Source organism: Streptomyces sp. NPDC028368, from assembly GCF_055565615.1.
The window spans coordinates 16,656-39,737 of the sequence record NZ_JBVHTY010000006.1; the positions used below are offsets into that span (position 1 = coordinate 16,656).

General features: G+C 73.3%; 17 protein-coding genes. 13 read left to right on the forward strand and 4 right to left on the reverse strand.

What is annotated here, in order from left to right:
- The first annotated feature begins 2 nt into the window (after window positions 1-2).
- Together ACZ4S3_RS15280 and ACZ4S3_RS15285 are read left to right on the forward strand one after the other, a co-directional pair.
- A complete protein-coding gene (locus ACZ4S3_RS15280; RefSeq protein WP_467932625.1) occupies window positions 3-818 on the forward strand; it encodes a TlyA family RNA methyltransferase in 816 nt (271 codons plus the stop codon).
- A complete protein-coding gene (locus ACZ4S3_RS15285; RefSeq protein WP_467932630.1) occupies window positions 815-1,756 on the forward strand; it encodes an NAD kinase in 942 nt (313 codons plus the stop codon). Before ACZ4S3_RS15280 ends, ACZ4S3_RS15285 begins: the two co-directional genes overlap by 4 nt.
- Here ACZ4S3_RS15285 and ACZ4S3_RS15290 read toward each other — a convergent pair.
- Window positions 1,692-2,285 (reverse strand): hypothetical protein, encoded by a 594-nt coding sequence (locus tag ACZ4S3_RS15290; protein WP_467932634.1) that lies wholly within the window; start codon window positions 2,283-2,285, stop codon window positions 1,692-1,694. The two genes, ACZ4S3_RS15285 and ACZ4S3_RS15290, sit on opposite strands and share 65 nt — an antisense overlap.
- A 417-nt stretch (window positions 2,286-2,702) precedes the next feature.
- Here ACZ4S3_RS15290 and recN point away from each other — a divergent pair, with 417 nt between their 5' ends.
- From recN to ACZ4S3_RS15310, 4 genes are all read left to right on the forward strand, one after another.
- On the forward strand, window positions 2,703-4,430 hold the full coding sequence (gene recN / locus ACZ4S3_RS15295) for a DNA repair protein RecN (protein WP_467934209.1): 1,728 nt from the start codon (window positions 2,703-2,705) through the stop codon (window positions 4,428-4,430).
- Between the two features lie 312 nt (window positions 4,431-4,742).
- Entirely contained in the window at window positions 4,743-5,531 is a 789-nt protein-coding gene (locus tag ACZ4S3_RS15300; RefSeq protein WP_467932638.1) for a hypothetical protein, read from the forward strand.
- A 367-nt stretch (window positions 5,532-5,898) separates the two neighbouring features.
- Window positions 5,899-7,059 (forward strand): glycosyltransferase family 4 protein, encoded by a 1,161-nt coding sequence (locus ACZ4S3_RS15305; protein ID WP_467932642.1) that lies wholly within the window; start codon window positions 5,899-5,901, stop codon window positions 7,057-7,059.
- A 72-nt stretch (window positions 7,060-7,131) separates the two neighbouring features.
- Complete coding sequence (locus ACZ4S3_RS15310) at window positions 7,132-7,791, forward strand: LysE family translocator (RefSeq protein ID WP_467932646.1); 660 nt, start codon at window positions 7,132-7,134, stop codon at window positions 7,789-7,791.
- Here ACZ4S3_RS15310 and ACZ4S3_RS15315 read toward each other — a convergent pair.
- Window positions 7,788-9,422: a PucR family transcriptional regulator gene (locus ACZ4S3_RS15315; protein ID WP_467932650.1), complete on the reverse strand. Its 1,635-nt coding sequence runs from the start codon at window positions 9,420-9,422 to the stop codon at window positions 7,788-7,790. The two genes, ACZ4S3_RS15310 and ACZ4S3_RS15315, sit on opposite strands and share 4 nt — an antisense overlap.
- Before the next feature lie 72 nt (window positions 9,423-9,494).
- Window positions 9,495-10,556: a LacI family DNA-binding transcriptional regulator gene (locus ACZ4S3_RS15320; RefSeq protein ID WP_467932653.1), complete on the reverse strand. Its 1,062-nt coding sequence runs from the start codon at window positions 10,554-10,556 to the stop codon at window positions 9,495-9,497.
- 154 nt (window positions 10,557-10,710) lie between these two features.
- Between ACZ4S3_RS15320 and ACZ4S3_RS15325 the strand changes: the two genes are divergently transcribed.
- The 3 genes from ACZ4S3_RS15325 to ACZ4S3_RS15335 all read left to right on the forward strand — a co-directional run bounded on the left by ACZ4S3_RS15325 (window position 10,711) and on the right by ACZ4S3_RS15335 (window position 14,325).
- Window positions 10,711-11,682, forward strand: a complete 972-nt coding sequence (locus ACZ4S3_RS15325; RefSeq protein WP_467932657.1) for a glycoside hydrolase family 16 protein — start codon at window positions 10,711-10,713, stop codon at window positions 11,680-11,682.
- A complete protein-coding gene (locus ACZ4S3_RS15330) occupies window positions 11,679-12,881 on the forward strand; it encodes a beta-1,3-glucanase family protein (RefSeq protein WP_467932660.1) in 1,203 nt (400 codons plus the stop codon). Before ACZ4S3_RS15325 ends, ACZ4S3_RS15330 begins: the two co-directional genes overlap by 4 nt.
- 94 nt (window positions 12,882-12,975) lie before the next feature.
- Entirely contained in the window at window positions 12,976-14,325 is a 1,350-nt protein-coding gene (locus ACZ4S3_RS15335) for an MFS transporter (RefSeq protein ID WP_467932664.1), read from the forward strand.
- A gap of 52 nt (window positions 14,326-14,377) precedes the next feature.
- On the opposite strand, the gene ACZ4S3_RS15340 is transcribed toward ACZ4S3_RS15335, so the two are convergent.
- Window positions 14,378-16,186, reverse strand: a complete 1,809-nt coding sequence (locus ACZ4S3_RS15340) for a glycoside hydrolase family 15 protein (protein WP_467932668.1) — start codon at window positions 16,184-16,186, stop codon at window positions 14,378-14,380.
- 405 nt (window positions 16,187-16,591) lie between these two features.
- Between ACZ4S3_RS15340 and ACZ4S3_RS15345 the strand changes: the two genes are divergently transcribed.
- The 4 genes from ACZ4S3_RS15345 (at window position 16,592) to ald (ending at window position 22,599) form a co-directional block, all read left to right on the forward strand.
- Window positions 16,592-18,247, forward strand: coding sequence for a CTP synthase (locus tag ACZ4S3_RS15345; RefSeq protein ID WP_467932673.1), 1,656 nt, complete (start codon window positions 16,592-16,594; stop codon window positions 18,245-18,247).
- Between the two features lie 98 nt (window positions 18,248-18,345).
- Complete coding sequence (locus ACZ4S3_RS15350; RefSeq protein ID WP_467932678.1) at window positions 18,346-18,972, forward strand: NUDIX domain-containing protein; 627 nt, start codon at window positions 18,346-18,348, stop codon at window positions 18,970-18,972.
- Between the two features lie 168 nt (window positions 18,973-19,140).
- Complete coding sequence (locus tag ACZ4S3_RS15355) at window positions 19,141-21,315, forward strand: tetratricopeptide repeat protein (RefSeq protein ID WP_467932682.1); 2,175 nt, start codon at window positions 19,141-19,143, stop codon at window positions 21,313-21,315.
- Window positions 21,316-21,483: 168 nt separating this feature from the next.
- Window positions 21,484-22,599 (forward strand): alanine dehydrogenase, encoded by a 1,116-nt coding sequence (ald, locus tag ACZ4S3_RS15360; protein WP_467934213.1) that lies wholly within the window; start codon window positions 21,484-21,486, stop codon window positions 22,597-22,599.
- Window positions 22,600-23,082 lie beyond the last annotated feature (483 nt).

The following is a 23,082-nucleotide window of genomic DNA, read 5'->3' on the forward strand; positions in this document are numbered from 1 at the left end:
AGGTGGCAGGAGTGGCACGACGCCGACTCGACGCGGAGCTGGTGCGCCGCAAGTTGGCCCGCTCGCGCGAGCACGCGAGCCAGCTGATCGCCGCCGGACGGGTGACCGTCGGCGGAACCACCGCGACCAAGGCGGCCACCCAGGTGGAGACCAGTGCCGCCCTGGTCGTACGCGAGGACGCCGACGACCCCGACTACGTCTCGCGCGGCGGCCACAAGCTGGCCGGCGCGTTCGCCGCCTTCGTCCCGCTCGGCCTGCAGATCAAGGGCCGCCGGGCGCTGGACGCCGGCGCCTCGACCGGCGGCTTCACCGATGTCCTGCTGCGCGCCGGTGCCGGTCATGTGGTCGCCGTCGACGTGGGGTACGGGCAGCTCGCCTGGTCACTGCAGAGCGACGACCGGGTCACCGTGAAGGACCGGACGAACGTACGTGAGTTGACGCTCGAGCAGATCGACTCGCAGCCCGTCGACCTCGTCGTCGGCGATCTCTCGTTCATCCCGCTGGGGCTCGTGCTGCCCGCTCTCGTTGGCTGCGCGGCACCGGACGCGGACCTCGTCCTGATGGTCAAGCCGCAGTTCGAGGTCGGCAAGGAGCGGCTGGGCAGCGGCGGGGTGGTGCGCAGCCCGGAGCTGCGGGCCGAGGCGGTGCGCGCGGTCGCGGGCCGGGCCGCCCAGCTGGGGCTCGGTGTACTTGGCGTGACGGCGAGCCCGCTGCCTGGACCTTCCGGGAATGTCGAGTACTTTCTGTGGCTGCGCGCCGGGGCGCCTGCACTCGACCCGGCGGATGTCGACCGTGCAGTGGCGGAGGGGCCTCGTTGACCACAACCAAGGCAGTTGAAGGCAGCGCAGCACACGAGGACAACGGCGCGAGGCGCACCGTCTTCCTGCTCGCGCACACCGGCCGCCCCGCGGCCATCCGCAGCGCCGAACTCGTCGTCCAGGGGCTGCTGCGCTGCGGCATCGGCGTGCGGGTGCTGGCGGAGGAGGCCGCGGACCTGCCGCTGCCGCCCGAGGTCGAACTCGTCGCCTCCGAGCAGTGCGCGGCCGAGGGCTGCGAACTGCTGGTGGTCCTCGGCGGCGACGGGACCCTGCTGCGCGGCGCGGACTTCGCCCGGACGTCCGGGGTGCCGATGCTCGGCGTCAACCTCGGCCGGGTCGGCTTCCTCGCGGAGGCCGAACGCGACGATCTCGACAAGGTGGTCGACCGGGTCGTCACCCGCGCCTACGAGGTCGAGGAGCGGATGACCCTCGATGTCCTGGTACGCAACAACGGCAGCGTCGTGCACACCGATTGGGCCCTGAACGAGGCGTCCGTGGAGAAGGCCGCGCGGGAGCGGATGCTCGAGGTCGTCACCGAGGTCGACGGCCGGCCCGTCTCGCGCTTCGGCGGCGACGGCGTGGTCTGCGCGACCCCCACCGGCTCGACGGCGTATGCCTTCTCGGCGGGCGGCCCGGTGGTCTGGCCCGAGGTGGAGGCTCTGCTGATGGTCCCGATCAGCGCGCACGCCCTCTTCGCCAAGCCGCTGGTGACCTCCCCGCGTTCGGTGCTGGCGGTCGAGGTCCAGCCCAAGACCCCGCACGGCGTGCTGTGGTGCGACGGCCGCCGCACCGTCGAACTCCCCGCGGGCGCCCGCGTGGAGGTCCGCCGCGGCGCCGTGCCCGTACGCCTGGCGCGGCTGCATCATGCCTCCTTCACCGATCGCCTGGTGGCCAAGTTCGCCCTGCCGGTGGCCGGGTGGCGGGGGGCGCCGCACTAGGGCCTGCCCCAGGGCCGTACGGCCCTGGGCGTGCGCCCGCTCCGCGCAGGGCCGCCGGACCGTGGGTACGGGCCTTGGTGAACACCGGGTCCAGGGCACGGCCGAGCTCGGCGACATCGCCGGCGTGGTCGCCCTTCTTGGTGTAACCGGCGAACTGGGTGACCCGGAAGTAGCCGATGCGGCCGGGGAGATCGGCGTAGGAGAGCTTGCCCCCTGCCCAGTGGCGCTGAGTGACATCCGGCCCGGGATTCGCGGCGAGCGCCTTGTCGACGCGGGCGGTGGACTCGGGGGTGGGAAGGACGGTGCCGGGGCGTTTGCCCGCGAACCACTTGCCGGGGCCCGCCACGACCCGCGTGTGCGCGTCGTGCAGCGGCTCGATCATCTTGCGCAGCACCGCGAAGAGTTCGTCGTCGGTGGTCTTCGCCGTGATCCGGGGGTGGTAGCGGTCGCGGACCGCCGTCCAGTCGATCTTCTTCGCGCGGAAGAAGGGGTAATTCTCGGCGTAGGTCTGCCAGAAGATGTCGAACACCGTCCGGGGGCCGTGCGACGGGCGCTTCGTACAGCGCTCGGGCAGGGCTCCGATGCGCCGCAGGCTGCGCCGGCCGACGCGGTGCTTCCCGCCGCGCCACGGCCCCGCGTCTCCCCGTCCTTCGCGCGGGCCGGGGCGCCGCAGGCGGCGGTGGTGACGAGGGCGGTGAGCACCGTCATGGTGGTGAGGAACAGGGGCACCGTGTTCCTCGGGCGGGAGCGGCGGCGCTCGGCGCTGATCATGAGGACACCTTTCGTTGCTGTTCATGACTCAGCGTGACGGGTGGAGGTGGCCCGCACCATGCGGAATTCCACCGGGTCAAGGTGGGGTCTTCCGCAGGGTGTCGGACAGAAGACAGGGGGAGGCCGTCGCGGGGCGGCCCCCGGACCTCGTAAGGTCGTATCCGTGTTGGAGGAGATGCGGATCCGGTCCCTGGGTGTCATTGATGACGCCGTTGTCGAGCTGTCCCCGGGCTTCACGGCGGTGACCGGCGAGACGGGCGCGGGCAAGACCATGGTCGTCACGAGCCTCGGCCTGCTGCTCGGCGGACGCGCGGACCCCGCCCTGGTGCGGATCGGCGCCAAGTCGGCGGTCGTCGAGGGCAGGGTCACCATCGGGCCCGGGTCGCCGGCGGCCGTACGGGCCGAGGAGGCCGGCGCGGAGCTGGACGACGGCGCGCTGCTGATCAGCCGTACCCTCTCCGCCGAAGGCCGCTCCCGGGCGCATCTCGGCGGCCGGTCCGTCCCCGTCGGCCTGCTGGGGGAGTTGGCGGACGACCTGGTCGCCGTACACGGCCAGACCGACCAGCAGGGGCTGCTGCGCCCGGCCCGGCAGCGCCAGGCCCTGGACCGCTACGCCGGGGACGCGGTCGCCGTCCCGCTCGACAAGTACACCTGCGCCCACCGCCGGCTGCGGGCCGTCGCCACCGAGCTGGAGGAGCTGACGACCCGGGCCCGTGAGCGCTCCCAGGAAGCCGATCTGCTGCGCTTCGGCCTGGACGAGATCGCCGCCGCCGAACCGCAGCCGGGCGAGGACACCGAGCTCGCCGCCGAGGCCGAGCGGCTGGGCCACGCCGAGGCGCTGGCCTCCGCCGCGACCGCCGCGCACGCCGCGCTGGCCGGCAACCCCGAAGACCCCGAAGGCGTCGACGGCACCACCCTGGTCGCCGGCGCCCACCGCGCGCTGGACGGCGTACGCAGCCACGACCCGGAGCTGTCCGCGCTGGCCGACCGGCTCGGCGAGATCGGCATCCTGATGGGGGACGTGGCGGGCGAGCTGGCCAGTTACGCGGACGGCCTGGACGCCGACCCGCTGCGGCTCGCGGTGGTCGAGGAGCGCCGCGCCGCCCTGAACCATCTGACCCGCAAGTACGGCCGGGACATCGCGGGCGTCCTGGCGTGGGCCGAGGAGAGCGCCGCCCGCCTCGCCGAACTGGACGGCGACGACGACCGCATCGGCGACCTGACCGCGGAGCGGGACGCGCTCCGCGCCGAACTGGGCGGTCTCGCACAGACGTTGACCGACGCCCGGACGGCATCGGCGGAGCGTTTCGCCGACGCGGTGACCGCCGAGCTCGCCGAACTGGCCATGCCGCACGCCCGGGTGAGCGTGCAGATCCGGCAGACCGAGGTGGCGGAGGAGGCCGACGGCATCGAGGTCGGCGGCCGCACCGTGGCCTACGGACCGGCCGGCGCCGACGAGGTCGAGCTCCTCCTCGCCCCGCACCCGGGCACCCCGCCCCGCCCGATCGCCAAGGGCGCGTCCGGCGGTGAGCTCTCCCGGGTGATGCTCGCCGTCGAGGTGGTCTTCGCCGGGTCCGACCCCGTACCGACCTACCTCTTCGACGAGGTCGACGCGGGCGTCGGCGGCAAGGCGGCCGTCGAGGTCGGCCGGCGGCTGGCCCGCCTCGCGAAGTCGGCGCAGGTCGTGGTGGTCACCCACCTCCCGCAGGTCGCGGCGTTCGCGGACCGGCAGCTCCTGGTGGAGAAGACCCACGACGGATCGGTCACCAGGAGCGGGGTCACGGTCCTGGAGGGCGAGGAACGGGTCCGGGAGCTCTCCCGGATGCTGGCCGGCCAGGAGGACTCCGAAACGGCTCGGGCGCACGCCGAGGAACTGCTGGAAACGGCGCGCACGGGACGTTAGCCGCATGCCGGGCGGGGAGCACGCGGGCAGGGAGTCGGGCGGGCCGGGGGTACGGGCCGCGGCACTGCCGGGCGGATGGGGCTTTCGGGCGGGTTGACGGGGCTCTTGGGCGTGCGGATCAGGCCGCTGGACGGGCGGACGGCGCCCCTGGGTGGTGGGCGAACAGATCCCGTAGGGGATGCGAGCGCCCCCTACGGGGCCACAACGAGGCGGTCACGGGCGGGTATTCCCGCGGCGCATCGTGGCCTCGGCGGGACGCCCTTTAGGGTGGCGGGAGTTGAGCCCGGCACGGTGCCGGGCGAGGGGAGTGACATGGCGGCGGCAGGCGGCAAGGTGCTGGGGCGGATCGTGGCGCTGCTCGGGGCGGCGGGGGCGGCCCGGGCCGCGTACGGGGCGCTGCGCAGCCGTCCGCCGGGCGGGGCCGTCCTGTGGGACCGGAAGAACTACGCGGGGCGGACCGTCGACCTGCACGCCGGACTCGCCACGGCCACTGGCACCGCACTCGCCGCCGCCACCGCACCGGGGCTGTCCGCCCGCACCCGGGGCGCCACGGCCCTCGCGGTGCTGGCCGCCGGGGGCTGCGGGGCGTACGACGACGTCTTCGGTGCCGGTGACACCCGGCGCGGGTTCCGGGCACACCTCTCGGCGCTCCGCCGGGGCGAGGTCACCAGCGGGGCGGTGAAGCTGTTCGGCATCGGCGCCGCGGGGCTCGCCGCCGGCGCCCTCATCGAGCGGCGGCCGGCCGACAAGCTGCTGGCCGGCGTGGTGATCGCGGGCTCGGCCCACCTGGTGAACCTCCTGGACGTCCGGCCGGGCCGGGCCGCCGGCGCCGTACTGGCCATCGGCGCACCGGGGCTGCTGCGGGGCGGCGAGGCCGGGGTGCTGTCCGCCGCGCCCATGGGGGCCGCGGCCGCGGTCATCGGCGACGACCTCGCCGAGCGCACGATGCTCGGGGACGCCGGGGCGCACGCGCTCGGCGCGGCCCTCGGGCTCGCCATCGTCGCCGGGAACGGCCGCAAGGGGCTGGCCGTGCACGCCGCGGGGCTGATTGCCGCCGCGGCCGCGGGCGACCGCGTCAGCCGGGCGGCCGCCGCGGTCTGAGGGCGCATCGGGGGCGCCGGGCGCCCGCCCGTACGCCGCCGGGTCCGCCGTTCCGCCGGATCCGCCGGGCGGCGGCTTCCGGTCGGTTCCGCAGCCCCACGGCGCCCGTCCGGACGGGCGGTTTGTCGCCCATGTGGGTGATCCCGTGAGGCCGGGGGTGAGACATCCCACCGGAACGGCGGCCGGACGGTGCCGAACCGGTGCCTCGGGGCTGGCATCCTGGGCGCGGTGCGGTGCGGGCACGCTCGCCCCGCCCGGCCGGGAGACGTCTCCCGCGCCACCGGCAGCGTGCCGCAGCGCCTTGCCGCACTCGGACCGCACCGCCGGTACGGTCCCTACCGTCCGCCGACCCAGGAGCCCCGACCACGTGACCAGCACCCCGGCCTCACCGCACGGGCAGTCGCCGCTGCGCACGGTCCAGGTGCTCGGGCACGGCAGCGCCGGCAGCGCGGCGCACGTCCGCTCGCTGGCCCAAGGGCTGGTCGCGCGCGGCGTACGGGTCACGGTCTGCGCCACGGCCGACACCGAGCAGACCTACGACTACACCGGCGCGGGCGCACGGTTCACACAGGTCGGCCCGCGGATGGATCCGGCAGGCGTGGCCTCGCTGCGCAGCGCCTGCTGGGACGCCGATCTGGTGCATGCGCACGGGCTGCGGGCCGGGCTGCGGGCCGCGATGGCCCTGCGCGGGCTGCGCGGTCCCCGGGGCGCGCGCGTACCGCTCGTCGTCAGCTGGCACACCAAGGCGCACACCGAGGGCGCGCGGGCCGGGCTCGTGCATCTGATGGAGCGGCGGGTGGCGCGGGCCGCCGCCGTCGTCCTGGGAGCCTGCTCCGACCTCGTGGACCGGGCGCGCGAGCGGGGCGCGCGCGATGCCCGGCTGGCGCCGGTCGCGATTCCGCGCCCCCGCCCCGTCCGCGCACCGTCCGAGCCCGAGGACCAAGACCGGATGCGGCGCAAGGAACGGGCCGAACTGGGCGCGGTGGACCGGCCGTTGCTGCTCGCGGTCGGCCGCCTCGATCCGCATCACGGCCATGACCTGCTGCTGGACGCGGCGCATGCCTGGTGCTCGCTCGACCCGCAGCCGCTGCTCGCCATCGCGGGCGAGGGCGAGCAGCGGGCCGCGCTGCAGCGGCGCATCGACGCCGAGCAGCTGCCCGTCCAGCTCCTGGGCCGCCGCGACGATGTCCCCGGACTCCTTGCCGCCGCCGACCTGGTGGTGCTGCCCAGCCGCTGGGAGGCGCGCTCCCTGATCGCCCAGGAGGCGCTGCGGGCCGGTGTCCCGCTGGTCGCCACCGACACCGGGGGCACCCGCGAACTGGTCGGCCCGGCCGCCGAACTCGTCCGCTACGGGGACGCCGCCGCCCTGGCCCGCAGTGTCCTGGGGCTCCTCGCCGACCCCGTACGCCGCGATGCGCTGGCGGCGGCGGGCCGTATCCAGGCGGCCGGCTGGCCGACCGAGGACGATACGGTCGCGCAGGTCCTCAGCGTCTACGACGAGTTGACCGAGCCGCTGCCCGCGCTCTGAACCCGCAGGCCGCCCGGCCGGGGCGCCGGATAGGCTCGCAGGGCCCGGACCCCGGTACGACAGGAGGCCGCCGTGACGGCTGCGGTAATGGGATTTGCGCTGTTCGCCCTGCTGATGACGATGGCTCCCGGCCCGGACACCCTTCTGGTGCTGCGCAACTGCGTACGCGGCGGACGGCGGACGGGCGCCGCCACGGCCATCGGTGCCGCGATCGGCTCGCTGGCCTGGGCGGTCGCCGCGGCGGTCGGGCTCGCCGCCGCGCTGCAGCGGTGGGACACGGCGTTCACGGTCGTACGGCTGGCCGGTGCGGCCTATCTGGTGGTGCTGGGCGGGCAGGCGCTGTGGGCCCAGCGGCGGGCCGGCGCGGCGGGGGAGTCCGGGGCCGCGCCCGTCGTGGCGGAAGCGGCGGACCGCCCCGCGCGCCTCGGGGCCGTACGCGCCTTCCGGCAGGGGCTGTTGAGCTGCCTGCTCAACCCCAAGGTGGGCATCTTCTTCGTCGCCGTGGTCCCGCAGTTCCTGCCCGAGGGGCACTCGGTCCTGGGTGCCACGCTGCTCCTGGGGGCCGTCGACGCGGTCATAGCGGCGGGCTGGCTGCTGCTGGTCGTGGTGTGCGCGGACCGCCTGCTGGACCGGCTGCGGCGGCCCCGGGTGCACCGCAATCTGGAGCGCACGACGGGCGGCGTGCTGGTCGCGCTCGGCGTGGGCACCGCGGCGGAGACGGCCGTGGGCTAGGACTTGTCCGTGTGGCGCCTCGCGCGCAGGGCCAGGCGCAGGCCCAGGACGGTCTGGGGGTCGTCCAGGTCGGTGCCCAGGAGCTGGGAGATACGAGCCAGGCGGTCGTAGAGGGTCTGGCGGTTCACGTTCAGGTCACGGGCGGTTTCGGCCTTGCGGCCGGCGCTGGCCAGGTAGGCCTCCAGGGTCGGCAGCAGCGGCTGGCGGGCGCCGCGGTCGTGGGCGAGGAGCGGGCCGATGGCGCGGTCCACGAAGTCGGCCAGTACGCCCTGTTCGCCGTGTTCACGCATCCGCCACAGCAGCAGCTCGATGTCCAGGCGGCGCGCGTCGTACCAGGGCTGCTCGGGCAGCCCCTGGGCCGCGGCCGCCGCCTCCGCCGCGTGCCGTAGCCCGGGGCCGGCTGCCGCCCAGTCGCCCGCCGTACCGACGACGACCACCGGGCGGTGCGCGGCCGGGCGGTCGAGGCCCGCGCGGACGACCCCGGCGTGCAGGGCCTCGGCGATGCGGTCGGCGAGCGCGTCGCGGTCCTGGCCGGCGCGCAGCGACACCAGCACCGGGACGCGGCTTTCCACGGGCCGTACGCCAAGGAGCACCGGCACCCCGGGGGCGGCGAGTTCCTCGCGCAGGGCCTGGGCGAGCAGGGCCCAGCTGCCGGGGGTGGGGAGGCCGGCGGGCAGCCGCATGACGACCGGGAGTACGGGTTCCGCGCCGGGACGGAAGCCCAGCAGGCGGGCCTGCGCGGGGGCCTCGGCCGCGGAGATCCGGCCCTCCGCCAGGTCGGCGAGGAAGTCGCCGCGTCCTCGTGCGGCCAGTACCTCCTCCTGGCGGGACTGGAGCATGACGACGGCGAGGAGGTCGGCGGCGCGTTCGGCGGCGATCCGGTGGACCGGCGCCAGGGGGGTGTTGACGGGGAGCAGGACCAGGCGGGCGCGGACGGCGTCGGGGCCGTGGCCGCCGCCGGGGATGTCGATGCGTACGCCGGTGTCGCGCAGGCCCTCCCAGGCCAGCAGGGGGTCGGCGCCGGCGGGGCCGTCATCGTCGTCGCCGTCGGGGCCCGCCGCGTAGAGCGGGCTGCCGTCGGGGGCTTCCAGGCAGAGGGGGTTGCCGGTGAAGACGGCGAGCAGCCGGAGCACCTCGGGGGCGCCGCCGCCGCGGAGCAGGACGTCCGTACAGCGCCGCAGGATCTCGTCGGCCCGGCGCAGCAGCGCGTAGTGGCTGTTGATGATCTCGGTGTGGATGGCCTCGGTGACCGTGACGTAGGGGACCTCGCGGTGCAGCTGGATCAGTGGGAGGCCGCAGTCCCGGGCGCTGTCGATCAGCGCCGAGGGCAGCGATTCGAAACGAGAGCCGAGCTCCACGACGAGAGCGGCGATCTCGCGGTCCGCGAGCTTGCGGATGAAGGCGCGCTGTTCGGACGGCCGGGTGCCCAGTCCCAGGCCGGTGGTCAGCAGCAGCTCACCGCCCTTGAGCAGCGAGGCGATATGCGGCACTTCGCCCGCGTGCACCCAGCGCACCGGCCGGTCCAGCCGGTCCTCACCGGCCAGTACCTCCGGCAGGCCGCGCCGCAGCGCGGGCAGCTCCAGTGCCCTGCGTACCGTGATCTCGGCTTCGATTTTCGGTTCCGGCCCCATGGCGACGAACGGTACCCGTAGTCCGCTATCCGGAGTCGCACGGTCCGCAGGGCACCGGGGGACGGCGGCCCCTCACCCCGACTCCCGTACCACCAGCCTCGCCTCCGTGATCACCGGCGCGAGCTCCTCGCCGTCCGTCGTGCGGACCCCCAGCCGCCGCAGCAGCAGGCGGGCCATCAGCCGGCCCATCTCCTCCACGTCCTGCCGCACGGTGGTCAGCGGCGGGTCCGCCCACTGCGCGGGCTCGAGGTCGTCGTAGCCGACCACCGCCACATCGTCGGGCACCCGGCGGCCGCGGGCCCGCAGGGTGCGCAGTGCGCCGTTGGCCATCAGGTCGGAGCAGGCGAAGACGGCGTCCAGGCCGGGGACGGCGTCAAGGAGCCGGGCCATGGCGCGCTCGCCGCCGTGTGCGGTGAATCCGCCGTCCGCGATGAGCCGCGGGTCCGGCTCCGCGGCGCCCAGGGCATCGCGGTAGCCGTCGAGGCGGTCCCGTGCGGAGGTCTGGTCGAGCGGGCCGGTGATCACCGCGATCCGGCGGCGGCCGCGGCCGAGGAGATGGCGTACGGCCTGGCGGGCGCCGTCGCGGTTGTCGGCGTCGACGTAGAGCGGCCGCGGTGCGCGGTCGGCGCCCGCCCAGCCGGGACGGCCGCCGTAGACCGTGGGCAGTCCGGCGCGTTCGGCCAGGGCCGGCAGCGGGTCGTCGCCGTGCAGCGAGAACATCAGCGCGCCGTCGACATGCCCGGCCGCCAGATAGCGGCCGATGCGGTCGTAGTCGTCGCGGTGCTCGACGAACAGCAGCAGGAGCTGGGCGTCGGCGGCGGACAGTTCGCGGCTGATGCCGCGCAGCTGGCGGCCGAAGAACGGGTCGGTGAAGACCCGGGTCTCCGGCTCGGCGATGATCACGGCGACCGCGCCGGTGCGGCGGGTGACCAGGGAGCGGGCCGCGCTGTTCGGTACGTATCCCAGCTCGGCCACCGCCTGCCGGACCCGTTCCTCGACCGCGGCCCGTACGCCCGCGGCGCCGTTGACCACGCGGGAGACCGTCGCGCGGGAGACCCCGGCGCGCGCCGCGACCGCCTCCAGCGTCGGCCGGGGGCCGTGCGCGGGGTGCGGACCATGGGCTTCAGAGGTCATCCGGCACCGTCCAACTCCTTTTTCTCCGTGATGACTTGACGGTATGCCGCCGAGTCGGCAGGGTTCCCCTTGGATGCGGTATGAGAGCGCTCTCACACCGCGTACCCCTCAGGACACCTCACTACCCCCCACCGTGCGAGGGAATGTCATGAGCATGAAGAATGCGAGAGCGGTGCTCTTCGCCGCGAGCGCCGCACTCCTCGGCGCCTCTCTCCTCACCCTCCCGACGGCGTCCATCGCCGCGGGAGCCGCCCCCGCCGCTCCCGCCCCCTTCCAGGAGGTCTGGCGCACCGACTTCGAGGGCGCCGGCGGATCGCGGCCCTCCGCCGACGACTGGATCACCGACACCGGCACCGGCTACCCGGGAGGCCCGCCCAACTGGGGCACCGGCGAGCGCCAGACCTACACCGACCGCCCGGACAACCTCCAGCTCGACGGCGCGGGCCATCTCAAGATCACGGCGCTGAAGGACGGCGCCGACTGGACCTCGGGCCGGATCGAGTCCCGGCGCACCGACTTCGCGGCCCCGGCCGGCGGCAAGCTCCGCATCGAGGCGAGCATCCGGATGCCGGATGTCTCCGGCGACGCCGCGCTCGGCTACTGGCCGGCGTTCTGGACACTCGGCGACGCCTTCCGGGGCAACTACGGGAACTGGCCGGGCATCGGCGAGTTCGACATCATGGAGAACGTCAACGGCATCAACAAGGTCTGGGGCACGCTGCACTGCGGCGTCAACCCCGGCGGGCCGTGCAACGAGACGCAGGGCAAGGGCAGTTCGCGCGCGTGCCCGGACACCGCCTGCCAGGCCGGATTCCATACGTACGCGCTGGAGCTCGACCGCACCGATGGCGCCGCGGAATCGCTGAACTGGTACGTGGACGGGCAGCGCTACCACACCGTCAACGCCTCCGAGATGGACGCCGACACCTGGGCGAAGGCCACCCACCACGGCCACTTCCTGCTGCTCAACCTCGCGATGGGCGGCGGCTTCCCGGACGGCGTCGCCGGCTTCGCCACGCCCACCGAGGCCACCCGGCCGGGCGGCTCACTGCTCGTCGACCATGTCGCCGTATCCGTCGCACAGCCCGCCCAAGCCCGTACCGCACGGCAAGGAGCCGCATCGTGATCTCCCGCCGCACCCTCCTCGGCGGCCTCGCCGCCGGCGCCGCCACCGCTTCCGGACTCGCCCTCGCCGGCCGCGCCCTCGGCACCCCGGCCCCGGCCGGCCGCGCCGCCGCCGGACTGCCCCTGCACATCGTCAACAACTCCGGGGAGTACGCCAATTCCTCGGTGTGGATATACATCGTCGGCAATGACGGTACGCAGCAGGTGCGCGCCACCACCGACGGTGAACTCAAGCCCGTAGCCCTCGCCGACAACGGCCCGGACGGCTTCACCGACTACGCCATACCCCTCGCCGCCACCGGCACCACGACCCTCCAGCTGCCGCAGATGTCCGGCCGGATCTACACCGCGCTCGGCGGCAAGCTCAAGTTCAAGGCCGTCGAGGACGGCAACGGCAAGGCGGCGCTCGCCTATCCGGCGGGCTGGGTCGCGTCCGACCCCAACTACGACGTGCTGCACGACTGCACCGAGTTCACGTACAACTCCGGCGGCATGTACTGCAACACCACCATGGTCGACATGTTCAGCGTCCCGCTCGCGATCAAGCTCGCCGGGGCCAAGGAGCAGACCACCGGCACGCTCAAGGACGGCGCCCGCGCCAAGGTCTTCGCGGACGTCAAGGGCGCCGAGGGCTTCGACCGTCTCGTCATCGGCGACAAGCGGGTCATCGCACCCGGTCACGGCCTGGACAGCGGGCTGTTCGGGAAGGACTATCTCGCCCCGGCCATCGACGAGGCCTGGTCCGTCTACGGGGCCAAGGACCTGTCCGTCACGACGAACGCGGGCACGTTCACCGGCCGGGTCAGCGGCGGCAAGCTCTCCTTCACCGTCCCCCAAGGCCTTAAGGGCCAGGGAGGTGCCCCCATCGGCACCGTCTCCTTCGACAAACCCTCCACCCGCGACGTCCTGTTCTGCGACGGCACCCTCGCCGCCCCCAACGACGGCACCCTCGGCCCGGTCGCCGCCATCCTGGGCGCCGCCCTGAACCGCTCCACGCTCACCGCGCACGCCGCCCAGCCCACCACCGACCCGGCCGCCTTCTACCAGGAGCGGCTCACCAACCACTACGCCAAGGCCATGCACGCGGCGACCCAGGACGGCAAGGCGTACGGCTTCGCCTTCGACGACGTGGCCGGGTTCGCCTCGTACATCGAGGACGGCGCCCCCAAGGAGCTCACCCTCACGCTCACCCCGTTCTGACCCACCGCCCCGTTCTGGCCCCCCCTGGGTTCTGACCCACCCCTCTGTTCCGGCCCATCCCCACGCGGGCCCGTGTCTCCGTACGCTGTGGCGCATGTCAGGTACCGCGCAAGCCCGCAACGACCCCGCCGACCGCGGTGATCCCGCCGGCCGCGGGGGCCGTGCCGACGGACGATCTCCGGACGGCGAACCCGCAGGAATAGCCCAGGGCCCGGACCGTGCCGCCGTGCAGCGCCGCACCGTCCGGGTCCTGATGTCGGTCCAGGTCGTGGCCGGGATCGGGATGGGCTCGATGCTCTCCTCCGGCTCGCTGCTGGTCGGCCGGCTCACCGGCTCCGAGGCCGCGGCGGGCCTCGCCACCACCTTCATCACCCTCGGCGCGGCGCTGCTCGGCATCCCGCTCGCCGCGCTCTCCCGCTCCCGGGGCCGCCGCGCCGGGCTCGCCGCCGGCTGGCTGCTCGGCGCCCTGGGCTCGCTGCTGGTGCTCGCCGCGGCCCGGCTCGGCTGGTTCCCCCTGGTGCTCGCCGGGATGCTCCTCATCGGATCCGGCACCGCCGCCAATCTCCAGTCCCGCTACGCGGCCACCGATCTCGCCGATGACGCCCACCGGGCGGGCGCCCTGTCCCTCGTCGTGTGGTCCACCACCGCCGGCAGCGTCATCGGGCCCAACCTCAGCGGCCCCGGCGAGCCGGTCGCCCGCGCCCTGGGCCTGCCCGAAGAGGCGGGCACCTTTGTGTTCTCGGTCGGCGCGTTCCTGATCGGCGGGGTGCTGATCCGGCTGCTGCTCCGCCCGGACCCGCTGCTTCTCGCGGCCACCACGGCACCGACGGCGGACAGACCCGCGCCCGCGGCCCCCTTCACCGCCCGGATCACCGCCGCCCTGCGGCACGTCCGCGCCGCTCCCGAGGCACGGCTCGGCCTGATCGCCCTCGTCCTCGGGCACGCCGTCATGGTGTCCGTGATGACCATGACGCCGATCCATCTCGCCCACCACGGCGCGACGCTGAGCGTCGTCGGCTTCACCATCAGCCTGCACATCGCCGGGATGTTCGCGCTCTCGCCGCTCGTCGGATGGCTCACCGACCGGATCGGCCGGATCCGCGTCCTCCTCGCCGGCCAGGCCGTCCTGCTCTGCGCCGCCGCCGTCGCCGGCACCGCGGGCGGCACCCAATGGGCCGTCACCGCCGGACTGTTCCTGCTCGGCCTCGGCTGGTCCTGCGCCACCATCGCCGGTTCGACGCTGCTGACCGAGGCCACGGCGGCCGCCCACCGCTCCGAGGTCCAGGGCTTCGCCGACACCCTGATGAATCTGGCCGGGGCGGGCGGCGGCGCGCTGGCCGGGGGGATCGTGGCGCTGATCGGCTACGGAGGGCTGAACGCCGCCGTGGCCCTGCTGATCCTGCCGGTCATCGTCCTCGCACTGGCCCCGCGCCCGCGGAGCTGAGACACACCGCCCGCGTGCCGGGTGGATTCACCGGGCACGCGGGCCGGCGGCACTATCCGCCCCCGTACGCCCCGCTCGCCGTCAGCCGCAGCGCCGTGTCGATCAGCGGGACATGGCTGAACGCCTGCGGGAAGTTGCCCACCTGCCGCTGAAGCCTGGAGTCCCATTCCTCGGCGAGCAGGCCCAGGTCGTTACGGAGCGAGAGCAGCTTCTCGAAGAGCTTGCGGGCCTCGTCCACCCGGCCGATCATCGCCAGATCGTCGGCGAGCCAGAACGAGCAGGCCAGGAACGCGCCCTCCTCGCCCTCCAGGCCGTCCACGCCCAGGTCGTCCGCGCCGGAGGTGGGGTAGCGCAGGATGAAGCCGTCCTCGGTGGCCAGCTCCCGCTGGATCGCCTCGATGGTGCCGATGACGCGCTTGTCGTCCGGCGGCAGGAAGCCCATCTGCGGGATCAGCAGCAGCGAGGCGTCCAGCTCCTGGGAGCCGTAGGACTGGGTGAAGGTGTTGCGCTCCTTGTCGTAACCCTTCTCGCACACGTCCCGGTGGATGGTCTCGCGCAGGTCCCTCCAGCGCTCCAGCGGGCCGTCGACGTCCCCGGACTCGATCAGCTTGACGGTGCGGTCGACGGCCACCCAGGTCATGACCTTGGAGTGGACGAAGTGCCGGCGCGGGCCGCGGACCTCCCAGATGCCCTCGTCCGGCTCGTCCCAGTGCTTCTCCACCCACTGGATCAGCTTGAGCTGGAGCAGGGAGGCGTAGTCGTTACGGGCCAGCCCGGTCATGTGCGCCAGGTGCAGCGCCTCGGTGACCTCGCCGTAGACATCGAGCTGGAGCTGGCCGGCGGCGCCGTTGCCGACCCGCACGGGCTGCGAATTCTCGTAGCCGGGAAGCCAGCTCAACTCGTTCTCCCCCAGCTCCCGCTCGCCCGCGATGCCGTACATGATCTGGAGGTTCTCCGGATCGCCGGCCACCGCCCGCAGCAGCCACTCGCGCCAGGCCCGCGCCTCTTCGCGGTAGCCGGTGCGCAGCAGGGAGGAGAGGGTGATCGCGGCGTCGCGGAGCCAGGTGAAGCGGTAGTCCCAGTTACGGACCCCGCCCACGCACTCCGGCAGCGAGGTCGTCGGGGCCGCCACGATGCCGCCGGTCGGCGCGTACGTCAGGGCCTTGAGGGTGATCAGCGAGCGGATCACCGCATCGCGGTAGGGGCCGTGATACGTGCAGTGCTCGACCCACTCGCGCCAGAATTCCTCGGTCGCGGTGAGGGACGCCTCCGGCTCCGCCACGGCGGGGGGCTGGTGGTGCGAGGGCTGCCAGCTGATCGTGAAGGCGATCCGGTCGCCGGGGGAGACGGTGAAGTCGGAGTACGTCGTCAGGTGCTTGCCGTAGGTCTCGGCCTCGGTGTCCAGCCATACGGAGTCGGGGCCGGCGACCGCGACGGTGCGGCCGTCCACCTTGTGGACCCAGGGCACCACCCAGCCGTAGGCGAACCGCATCCGCAGCTCGGAGCGCATCGGGACGCGTCCGCTGACGCCCTCGACGATCCGGATCACCTGCGGCGCGCCGTCCCGCGGCGGCATGAAGTCGATCACCCGTACCGTGCCGCGCGGGGTGTCCCACTCGGATTCCAGGACGAGCGAATCGCCCCGGTAGCGGCGGCGGTCGGCGGGCTTGGGCCCGGCGCCGGGACCGTAGGCCGGTCCCATCCGCCAGAATCCGTGTTCCTCGGTGCCCAGCAGCCCCGCGAAAACCGCCGGTGAGTCGAAGCGGGGCAGACACAGCCAGTCGACGGTGCCGTCCCGGCACACCAGCGCGGCCGTCTGCATATCGCCGATGAGTGCGTAGTCCTCGATGCGCCCGGCCACGTGCCTCTCCCGTCGAAGCTGGAGTGACGCCCCCCATGGGACGTGTGTGCTGTCCGTCCTGCCCATGAAACTTCGCCGAGCAGCGGGACCGGAAATCGGGCGGGGGTGGTGCCTTCCCGGGCGGCTCGTTAGCGAGTGTCCGAGCAGGATACGACGCAGATGAGCGATCCGCGCGACCCTCGCGAGGAGTGGGGTGGTCCGATCGGGTGGCCTGTGTCACCTGGACGTAACGAAGCGTGGGCGGGAGCGACCATGCCCGGTCGCTGATAGCCTGGTACCCCGTGGACCGGTGGGACCCAGCAGTAGTCACGGCACCCCCGAACCGCAGCGACGGCACCCCTGAAACACCAGGACCGGCCGCTTCGCACCTCTCCACCTCGCGACCACGGGAGCTCCCTCTTGGCCATGCCGCCCAAATCCACGACGACCAAGCACCTCTTCGTCACCGGGGGCGTCGCCTCCTCGCTCGGCAAGGGGCTCACCGCCTCCAGCCTGGGTGCGCTCCTGAAGGCGCGCGGCCTGCGGGTCACGATGCAAAAGCTCGACCCGTACCTGAACGTCGACCCGGGAACGATGAACCCGTTCCAGCACGGTGAGGTCTTCGTCACCAATGACGGCGCCGAGACCGACCTGGACATCGGCCACTACGAGCGATTCCTCGACGTCGACCTCGACGGCTCGGCGAACGTCACCACCGGCCAGGTCTACAACACCGTGATCGCCAAGGAGCGCCGCGGCGAGTACCTCGGTGACACCGTGCAGGTCATCCCGCACATCACCAACGAGATCAAGCACCGCATCCGGCGGATGGCGACCGACGACGTCGATGTCGTGATCACCGAGGTCGGCGGCACGGTCGGCGACATCGAGTCGCTGCCGTTCCTGGAGACCGTCCGCCAGGTCCGCCACGAGGTCGGCCGCGACAACGTCTTCGTCGTGCACATCTCGCTGCTGCCCTACATCGGCCCGTCCGGTGAGCTGAAGACCAAGCCGACCCAGCACTCGGTCGCGGCACTGCGCAACATCGGTATCCAGCCCGACGCGATCGTGCTGCGCGCCGACCGCGAGGTGCCCACCGCGATCAAGCGCAAGATCTCGCTGATGTGTGACGTCGACGAGGCGGCGGTGGTCGCGGCCATCGACGCGCCGTCGATCTACGACATCCCCAAGGTGCTGCACACCGAGGGCCTGGACGCCTATGTCGTACGGAAGCTGGACCTGCCCTTCCGCGATGTGAACTGGACCCAGTGGGAGGACCTGCTGGACCGTGTCCACAACCCCGACCACGAGGTCAAGGTCGCGCTGGTCGGCAAGTACATCGACCTGCCGGACGCCTACCTCTCGGTCACCGAGGCGCTGCGCGCCGGCGGCTTCGCGAACAAGACCCGCGTGAAGCTCAAGTGGGTCACCTCCGACGACTGCAAGACCCCGGCGGGCGCGGCCGAGCAGCTCTCCGACTGCGACGCGGTCTGCATCCCCGGCGGCTTCGGCGACCGCGGTGTGGACGGCAAGGTCGGCGCCATCACCTACGCCCGTGAGAACAAGCTGCCGCTGCTGGGCCTGTGCCTGGGCCTGCAGTGCGTGGTCATCGAGGCGGCCCGCAACCTGGCCGGTATCAAGGGCGCGAACTCCACCGAGTTCGACCCCGGCGCCGCCGACCCGGTGATCTCCACGATGGCCGAGCAGATGGACATCGTCGCGGGCGAGGGCGACATGGGCGGCACGATGCGGCTGGGCATGTACCCGGCCAAGCTCGCCGAGGGCTCGATCGTGCGTGAGGTGTACGGCGATGCGCCGTACGTCGAGGAGCGCCACCGCCACCGCTACGAGGTCAACAACGCCTACCGCGGTGAGCTGGAGAAGAAGGCCGGGCTGCAGTTCTCCGGCACTTCCCCGGACAACAAGCTCGTCGAGTACGTCGAGTACCCGCGCGAGGTGCACCCCTACCTGGTCGCCACCCAGGCGCACCCGGAGCTGCGGTCCCGTCCGACCCGCCCGCACCCGCTCTTCGCCGGGCTGGTGAAGGCCGCGGTCGCGCGGAAGACGGGTGCCGTCAAGTAGCACCCGCACGACGGATACGGTTGCCGGGGTACGGCCTCATTTGCCGAGGTCGTGCCCCGGTTTCTGCGTTGGCACAGGCACACACAGGAGGACGCGCCATGGCGATCAAGGACACCCCCGAGGAGTGGACGGTCACCGCTACCACGACGCCGTTCACCGGGAACAAGACCAGCGTGCGCACCGACGAGGTCGTGATGCCGGACGGCACCACCGTCAAGCGTGACTACCAGGTCCACCCGGGCTCGGTGGCCGTGCTGGCCCTCGACGACGCGGACCGGGTGCTGGTGCTGCGCCAGTACCGGCACCCCGTACGCCACAAGCTGTGGGAGATCCCGGCCGGGCTGCTCGACATCCCCGGCGAGAACCCGCTGCACGCGGCGCAGCGCGAGCTGTACGAGGAGGCGCACGTCAAGGCCGAGGACTGGCAGGTGCTGACCGATGTCTTCACCACACCCGGCGGCTGCGACGAAGCCGTACGGATCTTCCTCGCCCGCGGTCTGTCCGAAGCCGAGGGCGAGCGGTTCGAGGTCTCCGAGGAGGAGGCCGACATGGAGCTGGCGCGGGTGCCGCTGGACGAGCTGGTGCGCGGGGTGCTCGCCGGTGAGCTGCACAACAACTGCCTCGTGGTGGGCGTGCTGGCGCTGACCGCGGCCCGCGCCGGCGAGGGGACGGCCACGCTGCGGCCGGCCGACGCGCCGTGGCCGGCCCGTCCGTTCGTGGCCTGACCGCGCTGACCGGCACATTCCCTGCCGGTCTGATGATCTGCTGTTCCGATCGAGTGACTCAACCGCCGTGCACAACGCGGAGGGTGACGGATCGTGAACTACGCTCGGCAGCGTTCCCGTCGGCGATCGCGGCGGGCTCGTACGCGCAGGTGGACGGGAGCGTGGCCGGTGACGGATCAGGCGGTGGGCGGCGGGCAGCTCCCGCCGGAGGCGAAGCGCCGGCCGGCCGGGGGTGCCACGGCCGCGCCGTCCCGGCGGGCATCGGGGCCCCGCCGGGACGGCGCCACCGTCCCCGCGCCCGCCGCTCCGCTCTCCGCCGCCCGGATCGCCGGCCGCCGCCGCGAGCTCAAGGCACTGCGCGCCGACATCGAACGCACCGGCCTGGACACCCTCACCGGCCGCCGGGGCGCCCGCAGCCGTGTCCTGCTGATCGCCGGCCGGCCCGGCTCCGGCCGTACCGCGCTGGCCGAGGCGCTGCTGCGCGAGCTCGCCGCCGACTACCCCGACGGCGTGCTGCGCGCCACCCTCACCGGCCACGACGGCGAACCCGCCGCCACCGACACCGTCGCCCGCGAGCTGCTCACCGCGCTCGGCACCACCGCCCCGCCGGGCGCCGCCGAGGACGAGTTGGCCGAGCTGCTGCGCGGCGCGCTCGCCGGGCGCCGGGCACTGCTCTTCCTGGACGACGCGCCGGGCGCCGAACAGGTCGAACCGCTGCTCCCGGACGCCCCGGACTGCCTGGTCGTGGTGGTCTCCCAGGGGCCGCTGACCGGCATCCCCGACGTCCGGCCGTGCACCCTGGGCGGCCTGGACAGCGCGGCGGCCGTCGAGATCCTCGCCCGCTACGCCGGGCCGACCCGGATCACCGTCGACCCCCTGACCGCCGACGCGGTCGCCGAACAGTGCGCCGGCCAGCCCGCCGCCCTGGTCCTGGCCGGCGGCTGGCTCGCCGCCCGGCCGGGGTCCTCGCTCGCCGATCTGCACCAGGCGCTGGGCGCCGTACCGCTGCCCGCCGGCGTCTCCACCGCCGCCCGCCCGCTGTTCCGCGCCTTCCGCCTCGCCTACGACGCGCTGCCGCAGCCCGCCGCCCGGATACTGCGGCTGACCGCCCTGGCCCCGGGTGGCCTGCTGGACGCGCACACCGCCGCCGCGCTGGCCGGCTGCTCGGTCGTCACGGCCGGGGCCGCGCTGCAGGAATTCACCGCGTTGGGCCTGCTGCGGCCGGATGGGGGCATCTCCCCGCTCGAGCGAAGGCGAGAGCTCGGGGGAGGGCAGGACGCGGCGGACGCCGCCCCCGACGGCGCCGCGGGACACCCCCGGTACCGGCTGCCCGGCTGCCTCGCCCCGCTCGTGCGCACCCTGCTCGACGCCTGCGAGCGGCCCTCGGAGATCCAGCTGGCCCGCGCCCGGATGCTGCAGCGGACCGTACGGCTGCTGGTGTCGTGCCGGGCGATGAGTGAGGAGCCCGGTTCGCCCGCGCGCCAGAAGGTCGCCGGGCTGCCGCGCTCGCTGCGCTTCCCCTCGCGGGCCGCCGCCGCACAGTGGCTGCGCGGCCACCGCGGCACGCTGCTGGACGCGGCCCGGATCGCCGTCGCGGACGGTCAACTCGACACCCTGGACCGGCGGTTGATGGCGGCGCTGACCCGTACGCTGCTCGCGCACCAGGGCCCCGAGGAGGCCGCGCCGGACCTCTATGCGCTGCACGGGCTCGTCCTGGAGGTCGCCGAGCGCCGCGGGCTGTCGCACGAGAAGGCGGCCGCCCTGCTCAACCTCGCGGACCTCGACGCCCAGGCGGGGCGTACCGACGCGGCGCTCACCCGCTACCGCGGCGCACTGGAGGCGGCCCGCTCGGCGGGGGACCCGGTGGCCACCGGGCGGGCGCTGGAGTCGCTGGGCGGTACGTACGGCGAGCTGGCCGACTGGCAGCGGGCCGCGGACTGGTACGGACGGGCGCTGGAGCTGCGGCTCGCCCGGGGTGAGCGGGCGGACGCGGCGCGGCTGCACGGCCGGATCGGCGGCGCGCACGCCCAGGCGCGCCGGTGGGGCGAGGCGGTCAGGGAGTGGCGGGCCGCCGCGCGCACCTATCGCAGGGTCGGCGATCCGGCGGGCCAGGCGCGGGCGACCGGCGAGCTCGCCCGGGTCCAGGAGTGCGCCGGGCGGCCCGAAGAGGCGCTGCGGACCTGCCGGGAGGCCCTCGAAAGCGTCCGGAAAGCGGGCGACGGACACCTGGAGGCGGCGTTGCAGCTACGGATTGCGGACATCCTCGAGCGGCTCGGCGACCCAGCAGCGGCACGGCTCCACAGGGACGCGGGAGAGCGACTTCTCGAAGATCACCCCGAGTAGCCTACGAAATCGGTAGTGGTGCTGGCGAGAATTATTGCTTTACAAGGCTAGACAAGAAGAGCTCCTTCAATAGACTGGGTGGGCCGCGTACGGCGCGGTCAGTTCCGTCATGCACCGCATGAGGGGATAATTCCTCCTGCAAGCTCTCTTTCAAGGACCGTGATCGACGTGAAGGTCGGTATCCCCCGCGAGGTCAAGAACAACGAGTTCCGCGTGGCCATCACGCCCGCCGGTGTCCACGAGCTCGTCCGCCACGGCCACCAGGTCGTCATCGAGAAGGACGCCGGTCTCGGCTCGTCCATCACGAACGAGGAGTACGTCGCCGCCGGCGCCACCATCCTCGACACCGCCGACGAGGTCTGGGGCGCCGCCGACCTGCTGCTGAAGGTCAAGGAGCCGATCGCGGAGGAGTACCACCGCCTCCGCAAGGACCAGACGCTCTTCACCTACCTGCACCTGGCCGCCTCCAAGGAGTGCACGGACGCGCTGCTGGAGTCCCGTACCACCGCCATCGCCTACGAGACCGTCGAGACGGCCGGCCGCGCGCTGCCGCTGCTCGCCCCGATGTCCGAGGTCGCGGGCCGTATCGCCCCGCAGGTCGGCGCGTACCACCTGATGCGCCAGGCCGGCGGCCGCGGCGTGCTCCCGGGCGGCGTCCCGGGTGTCCAGGCGGGCAAGGCCGTCGTCATCGGCGGTGGCGTCTCCGGCTGGAACGCCGTGCAGATCGCCGTGGGCCTCGGCTTCCACGTCACCCTGCTCGACAGGGACATCAACAAGCTCCGCGAGGCCGACAAGATCTTCGGCACCAAGGTGCAGACGATCGTCTCCAACGCCTTCGAGCTGGAGAAGGCCGTCGTCGAGGCCGACCTCGTCGTCGGTGCCGTCCTGATCCCGGGCGCCAAGGCCCCGAAGCTGGTCACCAACGAGCTCGTCGCCAAGATGAAGCCCGGAAGTGTCCTTGTCGACATCGCGATCGACCAGGGCGGCTGCTTCGAGGACTCGAAGCCGACCACCCACGCCGAGCCGACCTTCCAGGTCCACAACTCGGTCTTCTACTGCGTCGCCAACATGCCCGGCGCGGTGCCGAACACCTCCACCTACGCCCTCACCAACGCCACGCTGCCCTACATCGTGGAGCTGGCGAACCGCGGCTGGGTCGAGGCGCTGCGCCGTGACCCGGCGCTGGCCAAGGGTCTGAACACCCACGACGGCAAGGTCGTCTACCCCGAGGTCGCCGAGGCGCACGGCCTCGAGTCGGTCGAACTGCGTACGCTCCTCGGCTGAGGCGTCAATCGAGCGCGTCAACGCTGTATAACCGGCCGGGCCTTGTCGACAAGGCCCGGCCGGTCGTATGTGCGACACGCCGGGAGCCGGCCACCGGCCGACGGGCTCTCAACTCGCCGTGAACGTAACCCTTTAACCGATTCGCGCACCCCCGAAACATCGGGCCGATGCCGCCTGCGCCCTTGACATCAGGGGGTCCGGTTACCGACACATCGTGCCGGGTCCGGTGGATTGTGTTGCTGCGAACGCCCGACACGCCATAGAGTCGCCAACCGTCGGCATGGTGCCACGCTGACCTATCGATAAGTTTCCTGGTCACATCCAAGGAGGTAAGACGACTTGTGAATGAGTCGACATTTTCTCCCGGAGGCGGTCGGCCAGGAGCGGTTGCACGGGGCCAGGGTCCCTCGGGGCTCGAGGCTGTCGGCTCCGTCGCGGTCCACACCTTCGCAGCCCACCAGAGCACTTCCTCGACAGCCCACC

What these genes read in the sequence shown, in the direction of transcription:
- recN (WP_467934209.1), top strand. Translation starts at nt 2,703, where the DNA reads ATGCGGATCCGGTCCCTGGGTGTCATTGATGACGCCGTTGTCGAGCTG.
- ACZ4S3_RS15300 (WP_467932638.1), top strand. Translation starts at nt 4,743, where the DNA reads ATGGCGGCGGCAGGCGGCAAGGTGCTGGGGCGGATCGTGGCGCTGCTC.
- ACZ4S3_RS15315 (WP_467932650.1), bottom strand. Translation starts at nt 9,422, where the DNA reads ATGGGGCCGGAACCGAAAATCGAAGCCGAGATCACGGTACGCAGGGCA.
- ACZ4S3_RS15320 (WP_467932653.1), bottom strand. Translation starts at nt 10,556, where the DNA reads ATGACCTCTGAAGCCCATGGTCCGCACCCCGCGCACGGCCCCCGGCCG.
- ACZ4S3_RS15325 (WP_467932657.1), top strand. Translation starts at nt 10,711, where the DNA reads ATGAAGAATGCGAGAGCGGTGCTCTTCGCCGCGAGCGCCGCACTCCTC.
- ACZ4S3_RS15335 (WP_467932664.1), top strand. Translation starts at nt 12,976, where the DNA reads ATGTCAGGTACCGCGCAAGCCCGCAACGACCCCGCCGACCGCGGTGAT.
- ACZ4S3_RS15345 (WP_467932673.1), top strand. Translation starts at nt 16,592, where the DNA reads ATGCCGCCCAAATCCACGACGACCAAGCACCTCTTCGTCACCGGGGGC.
- ACZ4S3_RS15350 (WP_467932678.1), top strand. Translation starts at nt 18,346, where the DNA reads ATGGCGATCAAGGACACCCCCGAGGAGTGGACGGTCACCGCTACCACG.